The organism is Microbacterium sp. NPDC058062, assembly GCF_042885375.1.
GTDB lineage: Bacteria > Actinomycetota > Actinomycetes > Actinomycetales > Microbacteriaceae > Microbacterium > Microbacterium trichothecenolyticum_C.
Window position 1 is genome coordinate 815,159 of record NZ_JBHVSC010000003.1, and the last position, 21,444, is coordinate 836,602.

The 21,444-nt window shown below is 68.0% G+C and carries 23 protein-coding genes and 1 pseudogene; 15 read left to right on the plus strand and 9 right to left on the minus strand.

What is annotated here, in order from left to right:
* Positions 1 to 20: 20 nt before the first annotated feature.
* From arr to ACFVSU_RS12895, 7 genes and pseudogenes are all read right to left on the minus strand, one after another.
* Positions 21 to 431 carry an NAD(+)--rifampin ADP-ribosyltransferase gene (arr, locus tag ACFVSU_RS12865; protein ID WP_387143220.1) on the minus strand — a complete coding sequence of 137 codons (411 nt, stop codon included), beginning with the start codon at positions 429 to 431 and terminating at the stop codon, positions 21 to 23.
* 56 nt (positions 432 to 487) lie between these two features.
* Positions 488 to 1,393, minus strand: coding sequence for a polyphosphate kinase 2 (gene ppk2 / locus ACFVSU_RS12870; protein WP_310244997.1), 906 nt, complete (start codon positions 1,391 to 1,393; stop codon positions 488 to 490).
* A 116-nt stretch (positions 1,394 to 1,509) separates the two neighbouring features.
* On the minus strand, positions 1,510 to 2,694 hold the full coding sequence (locus tag ACFVSU_RS12875; RefSeq protein WP_387143223.1) for an MFS transporter: 1,185 nt from the start codon (positions 2,692 to 2,694) through the stop codon (positions 1,510 to 1,512).
* A gap of 60 nt (positions 2,695 to 2,754) precedes the next feature.
* A pseudogene (locus ACFVSU_RS12880) lies at positions 2,755 to 3,710 on the minus strand (alpha/beta hydrolase).
* A gap of 33 nt (positions 3,711 to 3,743) precedes the next feature.
* Complete coding sequence (locus ACFVSU_RS12885) at positions 3,744 to 3,938, minus strand: hypothetical protein (protein WP_387143226.1); 195 nt, start codon at positions 3,936 to 3,938, stop codon at positions 3,744 to 3,746.
* 26 nt (positions 3,939 to 3,964) lie between these two features.
* Entirely contained in the window at positions 3,965 to 5,023 is a 1,059-nt protein-coding gene (locus ACFVSU_RS12890; protein WP_387143229.1) for a serine hydrolase domain-containing protein, read from the minus strand.
* A 54-nt stretch (positions 5,024 to 5,077) separates the two neighbouring features.
* Positions 5,078 to 6,049 carry a LacI family DNA-binding transcriptional regulator gene (locus tag ACFVSU_RS12895; RefSeq protein ID WP_387143232.1) on the minus strand — a complete coding sequence of 324 codons (972 nt, stop codon included), beginning with the start codon at positions 6,047 to 6,049 and terminating at the stop codon, positions 5,078 to 5,080.
* Between ACFVSU_RS12895 and ACFVSU_RS12900 the strand changes: the two genes are divergently transcribed.
* The 12 genes from ACFVSU_RS12900 to ACFVSU_RS12955 all read left to right on the plus strand — a co-directional run bounded on the left by ACFVSU_RS12900 (position 6,006) and on the right by ACFVSU_RS12955 (position 17,594).
* Positions 6,006 to 7,094, plus strand: a complete 1,089-nt coding sequence (locus tag ACFVSU_RS12900) for a ribokinase (RefSeq protein ID WP_387143235.1) — start codon at positions 6,006 to 6,008, stop codon at positions 7,092 to 7,094. The two genes, ACFVSU_RS12895 and ACFVSU_RS12900, sit on opposite strands and share 44 nt — an antisense overlap.
* A 62-nt stretch (positions 7,095 to 7,156) precedes the next feature.
* A complete protein-coding gene (locus tag ACFVSU_RS12905) occupies positions 7,157 to 8,476 on the plus strand; it encodes an ABC transporter substrate-binding protein (protein ID WP_387143238.1) in 1,320 nt (439 codons plus the stop codon).
* An 8-nt stretch (positions 8,477 to 8,484) separates the two neighbouring features.
* Positions 8,485 to 9,432 (plus strand): carbohydrate ABC transporter permease, encoded by a 948-nt coding sequence (locus ACFVSU_RS12910; protein ID WP_194396262.1) that lies wholly within the window; start codon positions 8,485 to 8,487, stop codon positions 9,430 to 9,432.
* A gap of 1 nt (position 9,433) precedes the next feature.
* Positions 9,434 to 10,345, plus strand: coding sequence for a carbohydrate ABC transporter permease (locus ACFVSU_RS12915; RefSeq protein ID WP_194396261.1), 912 nt, complete (start codon positions 9,434 to 9,436; stop codon positions 10,343 to 10,345).
* A 1-nt stretch (position 10,346) separates the two neighbouring features.
* A complete protein-coding gene (locus tag ACFVSU_RS12920) occupies positions 10,347 to 10,838 on the plus strand; it encodes an RpiB/LacA/LacB family sugar-phosphate isomerase (protein ID WP_387143241.1) in 492 nt (163 codons plus the stop codon).
* A gap of 62 nt (positions 10,839 to 10,900) precedes the next feature.
* On the plus strand, positions 10,901 to 11,677 hold the full coding sequence (locus ACFVSU_RS12925) for an RraA family protein (protein ID WP_194396259.1): 777 nt from the start codon (positions 10,901 to 10,903) through the stop codon (positions 11,675 to 11,677).
* 61 nt (positions 11,678 to 11,738) lie between these two features.
* The gene (locus ACFVSU_RS12930; RefSeq protein WP_387143245.1) at positions 11,739 to 12,731 is read left to right on the plus strand and encodes a LacI family DNA-binding transcriptional regulator; all 993 of its coding nucleotides are present in this window, start codon (positions 11,739 to 11,741) and stop codon (positions 12,729 to 12,731) included.
* 34 nt (positions 12,732 to 12,765) lie between these two features.
* Positions 12,766 to 13,536 (plus strand): SDR family oxidoreductase, encoded by a 771-nt coding sequence (locus tag ACFVSU_RS12935; RefSeq protein WP_387143248.1) that lies wholly within the window; start codon positions 12,766 to 12,768, stop codon positions 13,534 to 13,536.
* 49 nt (positions 13,537 to 13,585) lie between these two features.
* Positions 13,586 to 14,599, plus strand: coding sequence for a sugar phosphate isomerase/epimerase family protein (locus ACFVSU_RS12940; RefSeq protein ID WP_387143251.1), 1,014 nt, complete (start codon positions 13,586 to 13,588; stop codon positions 14,597 to 14,599).
* A gap of 71 nt (positions 14,600 to 14,670) precedes the next feature.
* Entirely contained in the window at positions 14,671 to 16,083 is a 1,413-nt protein-coding gene (locus ACFVSU_RS12945; protein WP_387143255.1) for an MFS transporter, read from the plus strand.
* 22 nt (positions 16,084 to 16,105) lie between these two features.
* Entirely contained in the window at positions 16,106 to 17,140 is a 1,035-nt protein-coding gene (locus ACFVSU_RS12950; RefSeq protein ID WP_387143258.1) for a zinc-dependent alcohol dehydrogenase family protein, read from the plus strand.
* 70 nt (positions 17,141 to 17,210) lie between these two features.
* Positions 17,211 to 17,594 carry a DUF2255 family protein gene (locus tag ACFVSU_RS12955; RefSeq protein ID WP_387143261.1) on the plus strand — a complete coding sequence of 128 codons (384 nt, stop codon included), beginning with the start codon at positions 17,211 to 17,213 and terminating at the stop codon, positions 17,592 to 17,594.
* Positions 17,595 to 17,614: 20 nt separating this feature from the next.
* Here ACFVSU_RS12955 and ACFVSU_RS12960 read toward each other — a convergent pair whose 3' ends face one another.
* Both ACFVSU_RS12960 and ACFVSU_RS12965 read right to left on the minus strand, forming a co-directional pair.
* Positions 17,615 to 18,763 carry a serine hydrolase domain-containing protein gene (locus tag ACFVSU_RS12960; RefSeq protein WP_387143264.1) on the minus strand — a complete coding sequence of 383 codons (1,149 nt, stop codon included), beginning with the start codon at positions 18,761 to 18,763 and terminating at the stop codon, positions 17,615 to 17,617.
* Positions 18,764 to 18,839: 76 nt separating this feature from the next.
* Entirely contained in the window at positions 18,840 to 19,430 is a 591-nt protein-coding gene (locus ACFVSU_RS12965; RefSeq protein WP_387143267.1) for a hypothetical protein, read from the minus strand.
* 94 nt (positions 19,431 to 19,524) lie between these two features.
* On the opposite strand from ACFVSU_RS12965, the gene ACFVSU_RS12970 reads away from it, so the two are divergent.
* The 3 genes from ACFVSU_RS12970 (at position 19,525) to ACFVSU_RS12980 (ending at position 21,422) form a co-directional block, all read left to right on the plus strand.
* Complete coding sequence (locus ACFVSU_RS12970; protein WP_387143270.1) at positions 19,525 to 20,136, plus strand: TetR/AcrR family transcriptional regulator; 612 nt, start codon at positions 19,525 to 19,527, stop codon at positions 20,134 to 20,136.
* Positions 20,137 to 20,235: 99 nt separating this feature from the next.
* Positions 20,236 to 20,805: a dihydrofolate reductase family protein gene (locus ACFVSU_RS12975; protein WP_387143273.1), complete on the plus strand. Its 570-nt coding sequence runs from the start codon at positions 20,236 to 20,238 to the stop codon at positions 20,803 to 20,805.
* 122 nt (positions 20,806 to 20,927) lie between these two features.
* Positions 20,928 to 21,422 carry a hypothetical protein gene (locus ACFVSU_RS12980; protein ID WP_387143276.1) on the plus strand — a complete coding sequence of 165 codons (495 nt, stop codon included), beginning with the start codon at positions 20,928 to 20,930 and terminating at the stop codon, positions 21,420 to 21,422.
* Positions 21,423 to 21,444: the final 22 nt, after the last annotated feature.

Below are 21,444 nucleotides of genomic sequence, written 5' to 3' on the forward strand. Positions count from 1 at the left end.
CGTGCGGGTGTTCCGTCGCGTCAGTTGATGATCTCGCCGCGCTCATCCGCGGCGAGCGCTGCGAGCCGGTCGCGCCATGCTCGGAGAGCTTCGGGGGTCTGGCGGGTCCAGTCGTCGGTCTCGCCGACGACCTTCAACGGTGAGGCGCTGCGGTACGAGCGGGTGGGGTTGCCGGGGAACTTCTTGTCGGTGACGTTCGGATCGTTCTCGAACTCGCCGGTGGGCTCGACGACATAGACGCGGGGCGCGCCGCCACCGGGTGCGAGTTCGGCAGCCAGACCGGCGCCGTCGGGCAGCGCGGTGAAGTAGACGTGATTCATGACGATCTCCGGCCGATAATTCGAGCGGAAGCCCGCGGTCAGGAGATCACCGATCCGCAGGTCGGCTTTCGTGCCATGGAAGAACGGGCCATCGTCCAGCGCAGCGCTCATCGCAACAGCTTGGGCGACGGATGCCCCGACGGCAACTTCTCTTGCGCCGCTCTTCGCTACTCGTCGGCGGTCTCGCGGATGCCGCGCATCACCAGGCGCGGGTCGGGCGTGCCGATGACCTTGTCGTCGCGTCCGTCGTAATCGAACTGGCGGAGGAAGAAGCGCATCGCGTTCAGGCGGGCGCGCTTCTTGTCGTTGGAGCGAACGATGATCCAGGGGCCGTGCTTCTTGTCGGTGCGACGGAACATCTCCTCCTTCGCGCGGGTGTAGTCCTCCCAGCGGTCCAGCGATGCCAGGTCCATCGGCGACAGCTTCCAGCGCCGCACCGGGTCGAGCTGACGGATCGCGAACCGGGTGCGCTGCTCGGTGCGCGACACCGAGAACCAGAACTTGGTGACGTGGATGCCGGAGTCCACCAGCATCCGCTCGAATTGAGGCGCCTGCGTCATGAACTGCTGGTACTCCTCGTCGGTGCAGAAGCCCATCACACGTTCCACCCCCGCCCGGTTGTACCAGGAGCGGTCGAACATCACGATCTCGCCCGCCGTCGGCAGGTGTTCGATGTAGCGCTGGAAGTACCACTGCCCGAGTTCCCGCTCGGTCGGCTTGCTGAGTGCGACGACCCGCGCGGTGCGGGGGTTGAGGTGCTCGGTGAACCGCTTGATGGTGCCGCCCTTACCCGCGGCATCCCGTCCTTCGAACAGGATGATCGCCCGCCGGCCGTTGTCTTCCAGCCAGTACTGGAACTTGAGCAGCTCGATCTGCAGCCGGTACTTCTCGAACTCGTACGCGTCGCGGTCCATCAGGTCGCCGTACGGGTAGCCCTCCTGCCAGGTGTAGACCGGGTTCCCGTGCGGGTCGATCAGATCCGGATCCGCGGTGTGCCCGTCGCGCACCGAGTAGCCCTCCTGACGCAGATGCTCGATGTACTCCCGCAGACCTTCGACCGGCACGCCATCCATCACCGTCAGCTCCCTTCATGACGGCACACCCGCACCGTCATGCACCGCATTATCCCGGGCGCCGGTGACCAACCGATACGCCGCCGGGCGACCGCGGCGGCGAGTCCCCACCACGGTCACGCCGTGTCGGCGTCCTTCGCTCGTGCGCCGAGGGTCGTCCAGCCGATCGTGCCGGCGCCGACGGTGACGCCGGCGAGGACGAGGAGCGCGGCAGGGAGCGTCCACGCGGTGGCCACCGCACCGACGAGGAGGGGGCCGCCGGCGTCGCCGAGCTCTCGACCGAGCTCCGCGTTGCCCATCGTCCGTCCCATGCGCTCCTCCGGCGTGGCCGCGGCGAGGTGTGCGAAGGCGAGCGGCGTGACGGTTCCCACCATCAGGCCGTATGCGACGGCGGCCGTGAACAGCGTCGCGATCGAGGGGGCGAGCGCGAGGGGCACCGTCGCCGCGGCCGCGATCGCGAGGCCGGCCGTCGTGCCGAGACGGGTGGTGAGGCGTCCGGTGTCCCGCAGTCGTCCGATCACGGGCTGGGCGACCGTCGAGACGAGGGCGAGTACGGCTACCGCGGCCGCTCCGGTCAGGGGGTGCAGGCCGAGCTGCGTCGCGAGAAGCGGCAGGAATCCGACCGCCACGCCGAGAACGGCCGTGCTGGTGGCCAGCACGAGGGTGGGCACGAGGAAGCTGCGCTCGGTGGTCTGCCGGACGAGATCGAGGATCGTGTAGCGGGGCCGCGGCATGACCGGGAGCGCGGGCATGGCGAGCAATACCCAGGCTGCGGCACCGGCGGCCAGGGCGCCGAGCGCGATGTAGAGGGCCTGGATGCCGAGCGCGTAGACCAGAGCGACGCCGATGAGCGGACCCAGCACGTACCCGAGGCTCTTCCACGCGCCGTAGCGGCCGAAGTACTTGCCGAGCCGCTCCTTGCCCGCCAGCCGCGCGACGGCGGCGGAGGATGCCGGGGAGAAGGCGGCTGCGGCGGCGCCCTGCCCCAGCCGGGCCAAGGCCAGAACGAGCGGGGCGGGGCTGATGAGAGCGAGCAGCGACGCAGCCACGAAGGCCAGGAGGCCGCCGACGATGACCGGTTTCGTGCCGATCCTGTCGCTCAGCGCACCGAAGATCGGCTTGAGGAACACCTCGGCGACGTCGTACAGGGCCAGCACCGCTCCGAGCCCGAGGAGGGAGAGGCCGATGTCTTCGGACTCGGCCCCCAGGACGCTGGCCACGCCATGGGCGCCGAACGCGGTCGTGAACCCGGCGAGATACAGCGGCGCCAGAGCCCCTCGCCGAAGGTGCAGATCCGTCACGCGTGCAAATGTAACATGCGTTACACGACTGACGATCGGCGGGGGATCGGCCGGAGATGATCAGGGCGCGAGGCGCTCCCCGAGCCAGTCCCGGGCGGTGGCGAAGAGCCGGCGCGCCATCGGGTGGCCGGGCGCCCACGCCTCGAATCCGTGCGGCGCGCCGTCGACCACCTCGAGCGTGACGTCCGTGCCCGCCTCCCGGAGCCGGTTCGCGTAGTCGACGTCCTCGTCATGGAACAGCTCGATGTCGGAGGTGTACATCCACGTGGGCGGCATGCCCCGGAGATCTTCGCGGCGTGCCGGCGCCGCGTAGGGCGGCAGCGACTCGGCGCCGACGGCCGAACCGAGATACGACGACCAGCCGACGCGGTTCGAGCGGTTGCTCCAGATGAAGTGATCGGCAGCGTCATGGCCGCGGTCCGCGGCGGTCCGGTCATCGAGCATCGGGCAGAACAGCCACTGCGCCGCGACCGGGTCGCCCGCGTCGATCGCGCGCTGGACCAGGCTGGCGGCGAGCCCGCCACCCGCGCTCTGCCCGCCGATCGCGAGGCGCTCGCGGTCGAGGCCGAGTGCCTCCGCGTCGGCGCGCAGCCACCGCCACCCGGTGAAGCAGTCGTCGATCGCTGCGGGGACGGATGCCTCGGCGCGAGGCGGTAGTCGACCGAGACGATCGTCACGCCGGTGTCGCGTGCGGTCTCACCACAGTGCACGTCGTCCATCGCGGCCGATCCCAGCACGAGCCCGCCGCCGTGGATCCACAGCAGGCCTGCTCCGGAAGGCTGTGCGGGGGTGTAGACCCGCAGCTTGACGCCGTCGTGGCGGAGCGTGCGGCGCTCGACCCCGTCGACGCGCTTGCCGGGGATGAGGGAGGACGCGGTGGCGGCGAGCCAGCGCGTCGCGCCGTTCTCGATGTTCACCGCGGGTGCCTTCTCCGTCGCGGTGCGCAGTGCCGGGTTCACTGCCGAGATGTCCATGCAAGCTCCGTCCTCGCCGGTCGTCGTCGACCGTCGCTCCATCGTAGAGCCGCACCGGACAGGCTTGTCCGGCAGCTAGCCCTCCGACTTCGCCTTGGCTCGCGCTCTCAGGGCGGCGAAACCCCACACCAGCCCGAAGAGGACGGATCCGACGCCCCACGCGACCTGGCCGGTAGCCCAGCCCCACACACCCAGACCGACGAAGCCGGCCGCGAACACGAGCATCCCGATCCAGCCGACCTGGCTGCTCGGCTTGTCCTGCTCATCCATGTGTCTCTCCTGCTGATCGGTACGGGCTAGCCGACCCACACTGCCGCGAGGTCGTTCATGACGGTCGGAAGGTGCAGCCCGTCGTGATTGCACGAGATGGCGATCGTGGTGTGCCGGTCGGGACTTACCGCGAAGCTCGTTTCGTCGCCGGCCCCGGCTCCATCGTGGCCCAAGGTGCCGTCCTCGGCGACCAGCAGGCCGGGACCATAGGTCCACCCCTCGTCGACAGGTGCGCCATCAGCCAGAGCGTCGTCGAGCGTCTTGGCGCTCACGAGCGACGGCACCCGAAGCTGGTCGCCCCAGCGCGCGAGTTCCGAAGCTGTCATCGTGACGAATCCCGGTCCGACGACCTCCCACGCGAACGGCTCAGCGACCATGAAGTCCTCCCCGACAGCTTCATAGCCGACCGGGTCGGATGGCATCGGCGGCCCGATCCTCGCCTCCAGGTCCAGCGGCCCGAACACCTCGGCCTGCATCCAGTCCGCGAACTCGACGCCGGTGACCTCGGTGACGATGTCTGCGAGCAGCGTGTAGTTCGTGTTCGAGTAGGAGAAGTCGCCGGGCGTGCCCGACTGAGCGATCGGGCTCGTTCGCACGAACTCGAGGATGTCGTCGTTGTTCAAAGGGGGTGCCCCGAAGTTGCTCGACGGCAACCTGAGGAATTCTGCGATCCCCGAGGTGTGGTGGATGAGGTCGTTGACAGTCAGATCCTCGACCCACGGCGGCATCCCGTCCAGGTGATCCGCGGGCGAATCATCCAACGACAACAGGCCCTGCTCGGCAAGCATGAGGACGGCCATGGCAGTGAACTGCTTCCCGACGGAGGCGATGTGGATCGCTGTCGACGTCTTCAGCTGCTCGCCGGTCTCGCGGTTCGCCACCCCCCGCGCCTCCGCCCACACGATGTCCCCGTCGATCGAGACAGCGGCGGAACACCCCGGCGTATCGTCGGGAACCACCGCCTCGAAGATCTCCGTGCTCGCCGCCCGCTTCTCAGCTGTCGGGTCTGGCGTGCATCCCGACAGGACGAGCGCCGAGGCGACCGCGACGATGAGCCACGATCTTCCGACCAACCCCCGGAACATGGCACCATCGTGGCCCCGGCGGGGTGGGCTGTCTACGCGCGGTGTGGACGACGCCTACGTCCGGGGGGAGGCCGAGGATTCGCGAGGAGTGAGGGTGAATTCCGTCCCGTCGAGCGTGAGCACGCGATCGTCCCGGGATGCCGACGTGATCGCGTCGACGGCGCGTTCGGCGATCTGATCCAACGGTGAGTCGACCGACGTGAGGCGGGGGACGGTGTACTCCGCCGCCCGACCGAACTCGATTGCCACCACCGCGATCTCGGAGGGTACACGGACGTCGAGGTCCGCGGCCGCACGGAGGAAAGCTGCCGCATGCAGGGGCGAATCGATGACCACTCCGTCAGGGCGGCGAGGGCTGGTCAAAAGGTCGCGCGCAGTCTCGTAGCCCGCGGACTCGGACCCGTCCACACGCAGAAGCGTTGCATCGGCAGGAGCGATGCCGCGTTCACGGAGGACGCGCTCCCAGCCCCGGTCTCTCCGGCGAGTCATCTGACCCTCCGCGTCAGCGCTCAGGCGAGCGATGCGACGGCGGCCGGATGCGATGAGGTGCTCGGTCGCGGCTGCCGTACCTTCGACGGCGACGATCGGCCGGTCGACGAGCAGGATCGGCATTGCCAGGTCGGCAGCCCAGGTCAAGTCCTGCGCGGGGTCGACGCTCATCAGGATGACTCCGTCGACCCGTCTGCCGGCGAGGTCGGTGAGGTGCTCGCGCTCGACGTCGACATCTCCGTTCGACGTGGCCACGATGACGCTGAGGCCGCGCGCACGCGCGATCTCGGTGATCCGCTGTGTCATCACGGAGAAGTACTCGAGCCTGATCTCGGGGAGCACAAACCCTATCGAGTTGGTCGTGCGGGTGCGCATGGAGCGGGCGACGCTGTCCGGCCGGTAGCCCAGTTCCTCGATGGCGGCCAGCACTCGCGCGCGTGCAGCTGTCGAAACCGGGCGGGGCCCGTCGTTGAGCACGTACGAGACGACCGCCGTGGACACCCCGGCGGCGCGAGCGACGTCGTTGCGCGTGACCATGCGGCGATCCTATGACGCGACCGCCACCCGACCTCGCGAGCAGGTTTCCCCCAATTGCCCCTTGCAAAATCAATCTACTCGTGTAGATTCCTTATCTACACGAGTAGATCAACGGAGACAGAACATGAGCGACGGCGCTGTGAACACCGGCCGGGTGTTCGTATTCGGTTCGGCGAACCACGACCACGTGCTGGTGGTCGAGGAGTTTCCCCGGTCCGGCGAAACGGTGCTGTCAGGCGCATACTCCCTGGGCCTGGGCGGTAAGGGTGCGAACCAGGCGGTGGCCGCCGCCCGTGCGGGCGGACTGGTCGCATTCGTCGGCTCGATCGGTTCTGATCAGCCGGGGGACGACGTGCTCGCCAACTTCGCCGCGCACGGCATCGACACGAGTTCGACTGCCCGCTCCGCCGATGAAGCCACGGGCGTCGCGATCGTCCTCGTCGATGCCCACGGCAGCAACGAGATCATCGTGGCGCCCGGCGCGAATGCCGACCTCGCTGCCACGACGGTGGACGCTGCACTCGATGACATCGCACGGAACGACATCGTCGTCGTCCAGTGCGAGATCCCCATCCCACGCGTCGAGCAGATCATCCGCGGCGCCGCCCGCAGGCAGGCGACCGTCGTGGTCAACCTCGCCCCCTACGCGGAACTCGAGCGCACCACCTTTTCCGACATCAGCCTCCTCGTCGTCAACGAGTCCGAGGCGCGATCGCTCGTCGGCGCGGCCCCGGCCGCGGACGACCTGGCCACTGCCGTCGTCACGGCCACCGGCTGCGCCTGCGTCGTGACGCTCGGCGAGCGCGGCTCGGTCTTCGCCTCCACGCGCGGCCGAGTCGCCGCGGTCGACGCGGTCATCGTGCGAGACGTCGTCGACACGACGGGAGCCGGCGACGTCTACGTCGGAACGCTCGCCGCCTCGCTGGCGCGGCGCGAGGACATCGTCGCCGCGATGGCGGCTGCATCAACCGCCGCAGCCGCGTCCGTCTCCAGCCCTGGCGCCCAGTCGCAACCGGACCGCGCCGCCGCAGAGGCGATCGCCTGACCAACCACCCCCGCGATCAACACCAGAACGAACGATCGCATCTCAACGAAGAGGAGCACCACATGTCGAAGAAGTCCATCCGAATGACGACCGCGGTCGCCGCGCTCGCTGCGGGAGCCGTCGCCTTGTCGGCCTGCGGCGGCGGCAGTGGTTCGTCTGACGCCTCGGGCGCCGTCGAAGGCACGATCGCGTACGGATTCTGGGGAACGCCCGCCAGAGCGGAGAAGGTCGACGCTGTCGGCGATCTCTTCAAGGAGGCGTACCCCGAAGCGTCGATCAAGACTGAAGTGGCCGACTACTACGCCTACATCGAGCGTCTCACCGTCCGTGCCGCCGGCAACGACCTGCCGTGTGCCACAGGGACGCAGAGCACGTTCTTCGCACAGTATGCCGACAACGGTGTGCTGCGCTCGCTCGACGATCTCATCGAGTCGGGTCAGATCGACGTCAGCGGGATTCCCGATGATGTGCTCGAGGCGGGTCAGATCGGCGGCGAGCAGTTCATGATTCCCACCGGCACCTTCGTCCGCCTGCTCGCTTACAACGCCGACATGGTCGCGGAAGCAGGCCTCGAGAAGCCGAACGACGACATGACATGGGAGGACTACGCGGCGTGGCTCGAGCAGCTGCAGCCCAAGCTCCCTGCCGGCGTCTATGCCGCGGAGAACGAAGGCGGGCTCATGTTCACCTTCTCCTCCTGGGTGATCGGCCACGGGGGAGAGGTCTTCACCGAGGACAACGAGCTCGGCTTCGACAAGGAGATGCTCGCCGACTACCTGCAGTACTGGCTCGACCTCGCCGACGCCGGCGTGATCCTGCCCCCGTCGTCGATCCCCGAGCAGAACGGCGCGCTCGAGCTCACCCCGATGGCGACCGGCGCCGCCGTCGCCGGCACCCGCGACATCCCACACATCTACATCACCGAGCAGGCGCTCGCCGGTGCGGGCAAGCCCTCGAACATCGAACAGGTCTCGATCCCGAGCGAAGACGAGGACCAGTCCGCGAACATCCTCGGCTCCAACGGCATCTCCATCCCGGAGTCCTGCGACAACGTGCCGACGGCTGGAGCGTGGATCGACTTCTTCGCGAATGACGTGGACGCGGCGCTCGCCTTCCAGTCCGACAACGGCATCCTCACCAACACCGACGCGCAGGATGCGCTGCTCGAGGACGACGCGACGCCCGATGGCGTCAAGCAGAACGTCACGATCCTTCGCGGCCTCACCGAAGCCGGCGATCTCACCACCTCGCGGTACCCGGCAGGACTCAACACCATCAGCAACGAGCTGCTGCGCCTGTACCAGTCGGTCGCGTTCGGTGAGATGACCGTCGACGCCGCCGTCGACGCCTTCTTCGCCTCGGCTGAAGACGCACTGAACTGACTCCGACCATGACCACCACCATCGAGCGCCCGGTCGCCCCCGTGCCGACTGCTGTACGCAGCGGCCGGGCGCGCCGGCGGCGCGAGAATCTCGCAGGCTACGCGTTCATGACGCCGTGGTTGCTGGGGTTCGTGTTCATCATCGGCGGCCCGGTCGTCGTCTCGCTCTACCTCTCGTTCACCGACTACGCGGTGATCGGGGACGCCGAATGGATCGGGACAGAGAACTACGTGCGGATGTTCACGTCCGATCCGCGGTTCTGGGCGGCGCTGCGCGTCACGTTCATCTACCTTCTGGTCTCCGTTCCGCTGGTCCAGGTGTTCGCCCTCTTTCTTGCGACGGTCCTCAACCGGGGCATCCGTGCCCTGCCGGTCTATCGAGCGGTGTTCTACGTCCCGTCGCTCATCGGCGGAAGCGTGGCGATCGCGATCCTCTGGCGGTTCATCTTCGAGAGCGACGGCCTGCTCAACAACCTGCTCTCCGTCGTCGGCATCGACACGAGCTACTCCTGGATCGGGACGCCTTCCACCGCGCTGAGCACACTCATCGTCCTGAACATCTGGCAGTTCGGCGCGGCCATGATCATCTACCTCGCCGGACTGAAGAACATCCCGACCGAACTGTACGAGGCGGCCCAGATCGACGGGGCCGGCGCGTGGCGGCAGTTCCGCTCGATCACTCTGCCGATGCTCAGCCCGGTGATCTTCTTCAACGTCCTGATGAACGTCGTCGCGGCGTTCCAGGCTTTCAACTCGGCGTATGTCGTCTCGAACGGCACCGGTGGGCCGGCGGACTCGACCCTCTTCTACACGCTGTACCTCTACCAGCGCGGCTTCGTCGACTTCGACATGGGCTACGCGTCGGCGCTCGGCTGGGTGCTGCTGATCATCAGCGGTGCCGTCGCCGTGCTGCTGTTCACGCTCAGCCGCCGCGTCGTCTACTACGGAGACGAGTGACATGACCACGATCACCGAAACGGAAGCGGTCGTCGTCCCGCCGCTCCACAAGCGCGGGCGCCGCGGTGAGCGTCCCCGTCCCCTCGGCAAGCGGCAGTTCTACCGCCACCTCATGCTCATCGCGATGGCATCCGTGATGTTCTACCCGCTGCTGTGGATGCTGGGAGCGTCTTTCCGCGACGACTCACAGATCAACGATCCCGGCATCTGGCCCGGCCAGTACTTCACGCTCGAGGGTTACGAACAGGGATTCGCCGGGGTTGCAGGGACGCCGTTCTGGCGGTTCATCTTCAACTCGCTGCTGGTGTCGGGACTGTGCGTGCTGGCGAACCTCATCGCGTGCTCGCTCACGGCCTACGCCTTCGCCAGGATCGACTTCAAGTTCAAGAAGGTCTGGTTCGCGGTCATGCTCGCCACGCTGATGCTGCCGCACCACGTGATCCTGATCCCGCAGTACATCCTGTTCCGCGAGTTCGACTGGATCAACACGTACCTGCCGTTCGTCGTCCCGAAGATCCTCGCCACCGACGCGTTCTTCATCTTCCTCCTGGTGCAGTTCTTCCGCGCCATCCCTCGCGAGCTCGACGAAGCGGCCCGTATCGACGGCTGCGGACATTTCGGGATCTTCTTCCGGGTGATCCTCCCGCTGTCCAAGCCGGCGCTCGCGACGACGGCGATCTTCACCTTCATCTACAGCTGGAATGACTTCTTCACACCGCTGATCTACCTCACCGACACCGAGCTGTACACGGTGCCGCTGGCGCTGAGGTCATTCATCGACGCCACCTCCTACTCCGCCTTCGGCGCCCTGTTCGCGATGAGCATCGTCTCGCTGCTGCCCGTGCTCGGGATCTTCATCGCCTTCCAGCGACTGCTCGTCGAAGGCATCGCCACCTCCGGATTGAAGGGCTGACATGCGCATCGCACTCTCCAACGACCACGCCGGCTTCCTGCTGAAGCCGCATGTGAAGGGCTTCCTCGAATCGATCGGGCACGAGGTGATCGATGTCGGCACCCTCAACGACGATCCCGTCGACTTCCCGGTGATGACGCAGCGCGTGACCGCGCTCGTCGCGTCCGGCGAAGCCGAGCGGGGGATCCTCGTCTGCGGCACGGGGGTCGGCGCGGCGATCGCGGCCAACAAAGTGCCCGGAATACGTGCCGCGGTGATCCACGACACGTATGTCGCCCGGCAGGGCGTCGAGCACGACGACGTCAATGTGGCGTGCCTCGGCGCGTGGATCGTTGGCCGCAGGATCGCCGAGGACGTCATCACGGCCTACCTCGAGGCCGAGTTCAGCACCGACCCAGACTTCCGGCGGCGCGTCGCGCAGCTCGCCGACATGGAAGCGGCCACCCGCGAGGCGCAGAGCCTCGTGGGCGGCCGGCACGAAGGAGCCCGCTAGCTCCTGCGCACGACCCGCGCCGCCTGGCGCAGGCCATCAACAACAACGAAAGGTTACACACCATGGCTCTCTCCGCTGAGCGGAAGAAGGAAGTCCTCGAGATCGTCAAGAACCTTCGGGTGACGGACATCCGTGACGGGATGGACTGGATGGGACGTCACCACTTCGGCACGGTCTCGCCCGAGATCCGTCCGCTGTGGCGCACGAAGGCGGCGGGTTTCGCGCACACCATGCGTCACATCCCGACGCAGCAGGTCGTGCCGACGATGACCCCCGAGCAGTACACCGAGTACGCGTACGAGTACTGGTACGGCAAGGTGTTCGCCAACGATATGGCCGACCTGATCGACGACACCACGTTCCTCGTGGTCGACACCTGCAACACGCAGACGCCGGCCGTGGGATCGATGGACTCGATGATCTGGGCCGCCCTCGGCGCGAAGGGGTGCCTCACCAACGGCGGCGCCCGCGACACCGACGAGACGCTGGAGTCGAAGCACCTTCCGATCTGGTCGCGCTGGGTCGTCCAGCCGATGTACCAGGGCCGCGTCGAGTGGGGCGGGCACAGCATGCCCGTCGAGATCGGCGGCCAGATCATCAACCCCGGCGATCTGATCGTCGCCGACGGCGACGGCGCGATCGTCGTGCCGGAGGACATCATCGACGGCGTGCTGAAGTACGCCATCCAGGAGTCCGAGCAGGACAAGATCGCACGCGGCTATCTGTTCGACGCGCTCGGCATCCCGCGCAACGAGTCGACCCAGTCGAAGTTCGACGTCGAGACGCACCCGTTCGCGCCGACCGCCGAGACGCTCGCCAAGACGCTGCGTCGCGCCTGACGGCAGCACCGAGCACGAGGGGCGGGGTGGGGACACCCCGCCCCTCAGCGAAAGGATTCACGTGGCCGTCACCAGGAACGATGTCGCGCGCGCGGCGGGGGTCTCTGCCGCTGTGGTGTCGTACGTGCTGAACGACGGGCCCCGCCCGGTATCGGATGCCTCGCGCCGCCGCGTGCTCGAAGCGGTCGAGTCGCTCGGCTATCGTCCCGATGGTCTGGCGCGGTCGCTGCGGATGGGCCGTACGAACACCCTTGGACTCGTCCTTCCCGACGCGTCGAACCCCTTCTTCGCCGAACTCGCCCGATCGATCGAGGACGCCGCCTACACGCGGGGCTACGCCGTCATGGTCTGCAACAGCGCTGACGACATCGAACGCGAGCGCACCTACATCGCGTCCCTCGCCGAGCGTCGGATCGACGGCCTCATCCTCGTCTCGGCGACGGCCGATCAAGATCTGACGGACCTCACCGACCTCGCCATCCCCGTCGTCGCATTGGACCGATCGCCCGATGAAGCCCCCATCTCGACGATCCGCGCGGACAATGAGCGCGGAGCCTACGTCGGAACCCAGCACCTCATCGAACACGGGCATCGCGTCATAGCGTTCGTCGGCGGTCCTGATGCCGGAGTCTCCGACGCACGGCAGGACGGCTGGCGGCGCGCGCTCGACGAAGCGCAGCTCGACCCGTCGGTGGCGGAGCGCGCCGCGTTCAGCTTCGCAGGGGGCTTCTCTGCCGCGCGGGCCGTCGCCGCACAGACGCCCGCACCCACCGCCGTCCTGGTGTCTTCGGACATTCAGGCCCTGGGCCTGTTGCGCGGCCTGGACCGGGAGGGGATCGCGGTTCCCGGGGATGTCGCCGTGGTCGCGATCGACGGAACGACAGCCGGCGCGTTCGCCGTCCCGCCACTCAGCTCGATCGCGCAGCCCATCACCGAGATGGGTGCACAGGCGGTCGCCCACCTCATCGACAGCCCCGCCGAGGTCATCCACCGCGCGCTCGAGAACATGCTCGTCGTCCGACGAAGCTGCGGATGCGATCAGGAGGCGGCATGAAGACGACGAACGCGCAGATCTGCGAGGAACATCAGTGACGTCATCCATCAATTTCGGCTTCAACGGCGCCGTCGCCTTCGTCACGGGTGCGGGAAGCGGAATCGGCCGGGCCATCGCCCTCGAGCTCTCGCGGTCGGGTGCTGCAGTGGGGTGCATCGACGTCACGGCCGCCGGCGCGATCGAGACGGCGGACAGCATCCGCTCGATCGGAGGTCTCGCCCTCGCCGCGACCGCTGACGTCACCGATGCCGACCAGCTCGACAGCGCGGTTTTCATCGTGGAGCACGAGCTGGGTCCGCTTGCCCTGGCCGTCAACGCCGCCGGCATCGCGGGCGCGGCTCCTGCGGAGGAGATGACTCCAGGGCAATGGCAGCGTGTGATCGACATCGACCTGACGGGTGTCTTCCTGTCGGCGCAGGCCGAGGGGCGGGCGATGATGCGCAACGGCGGCGGCGCGATCGTCAACATCGCCTCGATGTCGGCGACCATCGCCAACCGAGGGCTGCATCAGGCGCACTACAACACGGCGAAGGCAGGCGTCGTCCACCTCGGCCGGAGCCTGGCCTGGGAATGGGCGCCACACGGGATCCGGGTCAACTCCGTCAGCCCGGGCTACACCGTCACGCCGATGACCGAGCGCCCTGAGCAGGCGGACGCCATGGCCGGGTACGCGGCCGACACGCCACTCGGGCGCAACGCGCAACCCGATGACATCGCGGGGCCGGTCGCGTTCCTGCTCAGCAGCGCCGCGTCCTACATCACCGGAATCGACCTCCTCATCGATGGCGGCCACGTCATCTGGTGACCCGCGGAACCTGATCACAGCCGACGACGCAGACGCGAGAAGGACGACAATGCAGCACGAACAGCGCTTCGGCGCGGGGATCTGGCACTTCGCCACCTATGTCGACCGCTATGCCACCGACGGATACGGGGACCCTCGTACCATCCTGGACGCGATCGACTTGGCGGGTCGGGTGCGGGACCTCTCCGTCGTCGACCTCAACTATCCGTACTTCGGCGGCGACTTCAGCCACGACCAGATCGAGGGAGCCCTCCGCCGCAACGGCCTCGGCGTGATCGGCATCACCCCGGAGATCTACACCCGCGTCTTCGCGAAAGGCTCGTTCACGAACCCGGATCCGGGAGTGCGCCGCCTCGCGCACGAGCTGGTGACCGATTCGGCCGGCGTCGCGCGGCGACTCGGCGCGGAGTACGTCAAGCTGTGGCCGGGCCAAGACGGCTGGGACTACCCGTTCCAGGTCGACCACGGCGCGCTGTGGACCGCGTCGATCGAAGGGGTCGGCCGGCTCGCGTCGGAGAACCCGGACCTGCGATTCGTCATCGAGTACAAGCCACGCGAGCCGCGCGTGCACATGAGCTACCACTCGGTGTCGCGCACCCTGCTGGGGATCGAGCGGATCGGGCTCCCGAACGTCGGCGTCCTCCTCGACTTCGGGCACGCACTGTTCGGCGGCGAGTCGCCGGCGGACTCCGCGCAGCTGGCGATCGACCATGGCCGGCTGTTCGGGATCGACGTCAACGACAACCTCCGCGGGTGGGACGACGACATGATCGCCGGCAGCATCCATCCGATCGAGCTGTTCGAGTTCTTCTACACCCTCCGCAAGAACGACTGGCGGGGTGTGTGGCAGCTCGACCAGTTCCCGTTCCGCGAGGACAGCGTCGAAGCGGCCGACGCGGCGATCGACTTCCTCAAGCAGATCTCCCGCGCCCTGGACACCCTCGACGTCGACGCGCTGAGCGCCGCGCAGGCGAAACACGACTCCGTCGCCGCACTGCGACTCGCCAGCTCCGCCCTTTACACTGCGCACGCGGCCGCGTGCGATCGACACCCGAATCCATGACGGTGGCCACGGCGGGATCCACTGCTGATGCAGCGTGTTCCGCAGCGCCCATCGCACTCGAAGGAGAGACGATGACCGAACGAGCATCGACCGAAACCGTATCCGCATCGCAACCGCTCAGGTTCCGCTCGCTCGCCGCGTTCGGATCGGGAACGGCCGGCGTCGCGTTCTTCATGATCCCGACGGCATCGCTGATGCTGTTCTACTTCACGGATGTCGCGGGTATCTCGGCAGCTGTCGCGGGCGTGATCATCCTGCTGATGCGGGGACTGGATGCCGTCGTGGACATCCCACTGGGGCTGATCATCGACAAGTGGAAGCCGGGGCGGTTCGGCAAATTCCGCCGGTGGCTGCTCATCATCCCGATCCCCATCCTCATCACGACGGTCGCGCTGTTCTCCATCCCGCAGTTGGGTCCGGTCGGCACCGTCGCGTGGGCGGTCGTCGCCTACTCCCTGTTCGGCGTGCTCTACAGCTGCCTCGACATCCCGCTGGGATCGATCGGCGCCTCGATGACGCAGCGACCAGCCGACCGCACCAAGCTCTCGAGCGCCCGTTCGATCACGCTCCTCGGCGTTCAGACGCTCGTCGTCGCCCTCGTGCTGCCGATGCTGACCCCGGACCGCGATCTGCGCACCGTGTTCACCGTCACCATCCTCATCCTCGGGGTCATCGGCACGATCCTCGTCGTGACTGCCGCTTTCGGGACCCGCGAGCGTGTGGCACGACCCTCCGGTTCCGTCTCCGCCCGAGACGGCCTGCACATGCTCATCACGAACCGACCCCTCCTGATCATCTCCTTCGCGGCGTTCCTCTGCTTCTCGGCGGCCGCGGTCTTCAACGGGGCGATGATCTACTACATGCGCGACATCCTGGGCGCGCTTCAGCTCGCTCCGATCGTCTCGGGGATCTCTTTCGCGCTCACCGTCACCGCTGCGCTGCTGGCGCCCTGGCTCGTGCGCCGCATCGGCAAGCGGCGGACCTTCTTCGTCGCTGCGACGACGTCGCTCGCCGGCACGATCGTCCTGCTGTTCGCCGATGGCGTCGTCGCCGGCTTCACCGGCATCGGCCTGTTCAACGGCGGACTGGGACTCATCGTCGTGATGTGCTTCGCGATGCAGGCCGACACCGTCGAGTTCGGGCAATGGCGCACCGGGGTGCGCGCCGAGGCCGTCGCCTTCGCCGTCTTCGCGTTCGTCACGAAATGGGCTGCGTCGCTCGGCGGTGCCGTGGGAGCGTTCGTACTGGCATGGGGCGGCTACGTCGCAGGACAGGCGATCCAATCGGATACGGCGCTCGCCGGTATCCGGATGTCGTTCGCCGCGGTCCCTGCAGTGCTGGTGGCGCTCGGCATCGTGCTCGTCGCCTTCTATCCGCTCACCGACGCCCGCTTCGCCGAGATCGCGCGCGAGCTGGAACTCCGTGAGAGCGACGACTCCGTCTCATCGCGCGAAGCCGCGCGCGTCGCGGCGTCGGCACAGTAGACGACGAGAGGAAGGGACACACATGCGTGCAATCGTCTTCGGCTCCCAGGGAGAGCTCTCCCTACAGGACCGCCCGGTGCCCGCCCCCGGGTACCGGGAGGTCCTCATCGAGACCGCGGCCGTCGGCATCTGCGGCACGGACGTCCACGTGCTGGACGGCGAGTTCGAGGGAACTGTCTTCCCGCTGGTGCCCGGTCACGAGGCGACGGGCGTCGTTCGCGCCCTCGGCGAAGGGGCTGCCGGCGGCGTCGCGGACCTTCAGGTGGGTGATCACGTCGTCGTCAACCCCAGCAACGTCTGCGGCGACTGCGAGTACTGCCTGAACGGTCATCAGAACCTGTGCAGGTTCTGGGACGGACTCGGCGTCGTCGCCTCCGACGGCGCTTCGCAGCAGTTGTTCACGGCTCCGGTGCGCAACGTCTACAAGCTGAAGCCCGAGACGGATCTGTACGAAGCCGCGCTCATCGAGCCGCTCGCGTGCGCCATCCGAGGGTGGGACGTGCTGCCCCGCCGCCTCGGCGACCACGTCCTCGTCTACGGCTCGGGCACGATGGGCCTGCTCATGGCACAACTCGCCACGCGCGCCGGCGCCGCGTCGGTGACGATCGTCGATCTCAACGAGGACCGGCTCCAGACGGCGGCGGAGTGCGGGATCGAGCTGCGCCACACCTCGGCGGATGACGCCGATCGTGCGCAGTGGGACGTCGTGATCGACTGCACCGGAAACATCCGCGCGATCGAAGACGCGCTCAGCCGGGTCAAGCCGGCCGGCTACTTCCAGGACTTCGGCGTCGCCCCCGCGGATCGCACCGCGCAGTTCTCGCCGTTCCGGGTGTATCGCGACGAGGTGACGATCGTCGGATCGATGGCTGTGCACAACTCATTCGGTCGCGCGGTCGAGCTCTTCGAAGCCGGCGCCATCAACGCGGCCGCGATGATCAGCCACTCTTTCACGCTCGATCACTACGCCGAGGCGCTGGAGATGTTCCGAGCCGGCAACGGGCGCAAGCTGCAGATCCGGCCCAACGACACCGAGTCCCGCATCCTCATCGGTTAGAGCGGCCGGCTCGAGGGCCGGACGCGGTCGCTGGTGGCGAAGGTGCCGCCGCCGGTTGAGAATGGCGCACATGACCTCGAAGCCGTCGCGAGAGTGGTCGTCCGAGGAGTTGCGCGTCCTTTCGGACACGATCGAGATCGAGGTCTCGGCGTCGCGCGGCGATGGCAGCTTCGGCCGCTGGACGACGATCTGGGCCGTGGTCGCCGGGGCCGAGGTCTTCGTTCGCACGTGGCATCGGCGCGAGACCGGTTGGTACGGCGGGGCCGTGCGGTCGGGGGCGGCGCGAGTCCTTGTCGGCGACACCACGGTCGACGTGACCGTCGAAGCGATCGGTGACACGGATGCTGCGAACGTCGATGCCGCATACCGCAGCAAGTACGGCGATCTCGCAGCCCGGAGCATGGTGACCGCGGAAGCCGCGGCATCCACCCTTCGTCTCATCCCGCGCCGCTGAGTGCGGGCCGGGCCCTCGGGTCATCCGTGCAGCGTCTGGAACTCTCTGATCAGCTCGATGACGGGATCGCCGAGTTCGACCTGGGTGAGAAGGATCCCGATCGTGCCGTCGGGGTCGACGGAGAAGTTGGTTCCTTGTCCGCCAGACCAGGTGAACCGCCCGGCGTGCGGGCCGGTCGCCTCGATGCCGACCCCGAACCCCCATCCCATCTCGTCCCAGAAGGTGGGGGAGAAGAAGCTGTCCGGGGCTTTGGCGGCGGGCGGGGTCTGGTCGCGGATCATGGCGGCGGCGAGGTCGGCGGGCAGCATGCGCTCTCCCCGGGCGTCGCCGGTCTGCGCGATTCCGCCGTGCACGAGCATCCGCAGGAAAGCCAGGTAATCGTCGGCGGTCGAGACCAGTTCGGCGTGACTGACGTCGAAGGGTGGGGCGCCGGCGTAGAACCCTCCTCCGGCCGGTTCGGTCTCGGTCAGTCCGTCATCGGTGTGCCGGTATGCGGCAGGCAGCCGATGGGCCTGGTCGAGCGGAGCCCAGAACGCCGTGTCCACCATTCCGAGCGGACCGGTCAGGTCGTCGCGGAGATGATCGCCGGTCGGGCGACCGGTGACGCGGGAGATGAGGATGCCCAAGATGGCGAACGAGTGGTGATAGCGCCATCCCTGTCCTGGTTGGAAGGCGAGCGGCAGTTCGGCCAGCCGCGCCAGCCACTCGTCGGCGCCCATGGCGACAGGATCGGCGCCCGCCTCGGTGCCGTTCTCGGCCATCGCCTGCTGCAGCGGCGAGGGCACGGGGATCATCCCGTATCCGCTGGTGTTGGTCAGAAGATCGCGCAGAGTGATCGGCCGCGACGCGGGCACCGTGTCGGAGAGCATCGCGTCCGGCGAGACCAGCACGCGGCGTTCGGCGAGCTCAGGCAGCCAGGGTTCGACACTGTCGTCGAGCCCCAGGTGGCCGGACGCGACCAGACGCAGCGCCGAGACGCTGGTGATCGCCTTCGTCATGGACTGTATCCGCATGATCGCGTCCGGGCGCATTTCCGCTCCGCCGACCGCGGCGCGACCGACCGCGACGGGTTCGACGGGGTCGTCGCCGACGGTGAGCACGGCGACGGCGCCCGGGACGGTGCCCCACTTGATGTGCGTGCCCAGCAGATCCACCAACGGCGTGGTCATACCGGGAGTCTCCCACCGTCGGCGACGTCGGACCACGTCCCGGTCGGGGCATCTTGCGCAGGGTGGGGCGCGGGATTCAGGCCGTCACTGAGACGATCGCCACGAAGCACGCGACGAGGATGTCGAGAACGGCGCAGAAGAGGGCGAGGCTGCGGTCCACCACTCGCCGGGCGCGAAGGTGGTGGAGGTCCCAGGCGGCGTGCGCGAGGAGGGCTGCGGCGACCACCAGTCCGCCGATCCGCGCGTCGAGGAGGATCGCGACGACAGCTGTCGCTCCCAGCAACAGCATCGCTGTTGTCTGCAGGAGCATCCCGTCGGAGGGTCGGTTCGCCCGTGTGGCGAGGCCGACGATGAGCAGCACCAGGGCGAGGGCGAGGATCCACGGTGTCGCAGAGAACTCGGTGAACTTGTCGATCGTGATGAGGGGAAGGGTCACGCCGAAGGCGGCCCAAGCCATCCATGGCCGGCCGGTGGCGGCGGCCGCGAGGTAGACGAGTCCGGAGGCGGCGACGACCGGGGCGACATCGCGTCCGTCGTCGACCCGGTAGACCGTCGCGGCGGCCACGAGCACGCCGAGCGCGGCCGGCCACACGGTCCGCCATACCGACCGGCTGCGGCTGGGCGTCGATGACCGCGTGTGCGGGGCGGCTTCTGTCAGGTTGTCCACGTGAGTCCCGCCTTTCTCGTACATCGATGTTCGATTTATAAACTGTACACTGTTGTACGAATTAAGTGCGACGGGATTCGTGCAGGAGGTGGCCGTGCCCACGTCCGGTGTCGTTCCGAGTGGCCAGGCCCGTGCGGCTATGGCGTCGCGCACGAAGCGCGCGGATGCTGTCCGCAACGTGGAGGCGATCGTCGCCGCCGCCACGCGTCTGCTCGCGACCAATCCGGACGCGAGCGTGAACGACATCGCCAGAGAAGCAGGCGTCGGCCGCATCACTCTCTACGGGCACTTCGAGTCGCGTGCCGCGCTCCTGCGCGAGGTGGCCGGTCGGGCGATCGCCGAGACCGAGCGGGCCCTCGCGGGGGTCGACGTCGACGGAGATCCCCGCGATGCCCTGGGCCGTCTGCTCGTCGCGTCGTGGCAGCAGACCCACCGGTTCGGGACGCTCGTGGTCGCGGCATCCCAGGCGCTCTCACCCGAGCAGTTGCGACGCGCTCATGATGAGCCGGCCGCGCGAGTGCGCGCGCTTCTCGAACGCGGACGGACGGCGGGAGAGTTCCGCGACGGCGTTCCGATCGACTGGCAGCTGAGCATCACCCAGGCCATCCTGCACGGCGCCTCCGCGGCCGTGCACCGCGGAGAGATCACCGCGGAGGAGGCCCCCGCTCTCGTGCGCGACACCGTGCTCGCCGCACTCGCAGCCTGACTTCACGGTCGCACACGCCCGCCGGGACGGGGTTCGGCTCTCTACGCGGGTCGACGCCACGGGAGGACAATTCGTTGATCGACGAAGATCGGAGTCGGAATGGGTGACACCGTGCTGTACATGTCCATGTCGCTCGACGGCTACATCGCCGGGCCGAACGAGACCGATGACAACGGACTCGGCGACGGCGGCGACAGGCTCCACGAGTGGGTGTTCCCGCCCGAAGGGGCGGTGAACACGCGGATCGTGGAGGAATTCATGTCCACCGGCGCTGTGGTGGCCGGCCGCGGCACCTTCGAACCTGCCCAGGGCTGGGACGGTGACCATCACGACGGTGTGCCGATCTGGGTGCTCAGCCGTCGGCCGGTTCCGGCATGGGCGAGCTCGATGCCGCTCGTGACGTACACGAACGACATCGCGGAGGCCTTTCGTGAGGCTCGACGTGCCGCCGGAGATCAGGATGTGCTGGTGCACGGCGCCGCCACGGCGCAGCGCGCGATCGCCGCCGGGCTGCTGGACCAGATCGAGATCCACCTGGTCCCCGTGCTGCTCGGGGGAGGGCGCCGGCTGTTCGAGGCATCCAGCCATCGACCCACGGAACTCGAGAGGATCAGAGCCCTGTCGGGAGAGGGGGGAGTGGTGCACCTTCGGTACCGCCTGCGGTACTGATTCCTGGCGCGGAGTGCAGGCTCGCGTGAACACGAGCCTGTACCTCGTCGCTGGACCGTGCACCGCCCATCGACGGTGGTTGTCGGTGAGCGTACTCTGGCGCTCATCATGTGGGAGGAACCGTGAAGAAGCGGCATGCTCAGCAGCCGATCACCCCGGACGAGCAGATCGCGCGATACGCGTACGTCCTCGGGAACGTGCCGGCCAGCGTCGCTGACAACGCGTACGCCGCCGCCTACTTCCGGCTCTCCACCGTGGAACGTGAGGCGATCGTCGGCCAGTTGGCCGCGGAGGTGCCGGGCGTGCCGAGGGAGGCAGCATCCGTCGATCCCGGCGCGTTCGCCACGCTCATGCGCGATCTGCTGGCACGCGATGCGCTGGTGCGCATCCGAGATGGCGTCGTCGTGGCTGCGGCGTTCGTCGCGAGCCCTCCCATCGCCGCGTACTTCACGACCGGGGCGGGGTCGGTGACGCTGGAGCAGCAGCCGCCGTGGATCCACCAGCTGGCCGGGCATGAGACGGCCCCCGTCGACGGCGGGAGGACCCACCACCGCCCCGGTGTGCCCGGCTTCCTGCGCTTGGGCCAGGACAACTCGGGCGACTCGCGTGAGTGGTGAGTCTGCGATGCGATGACACATT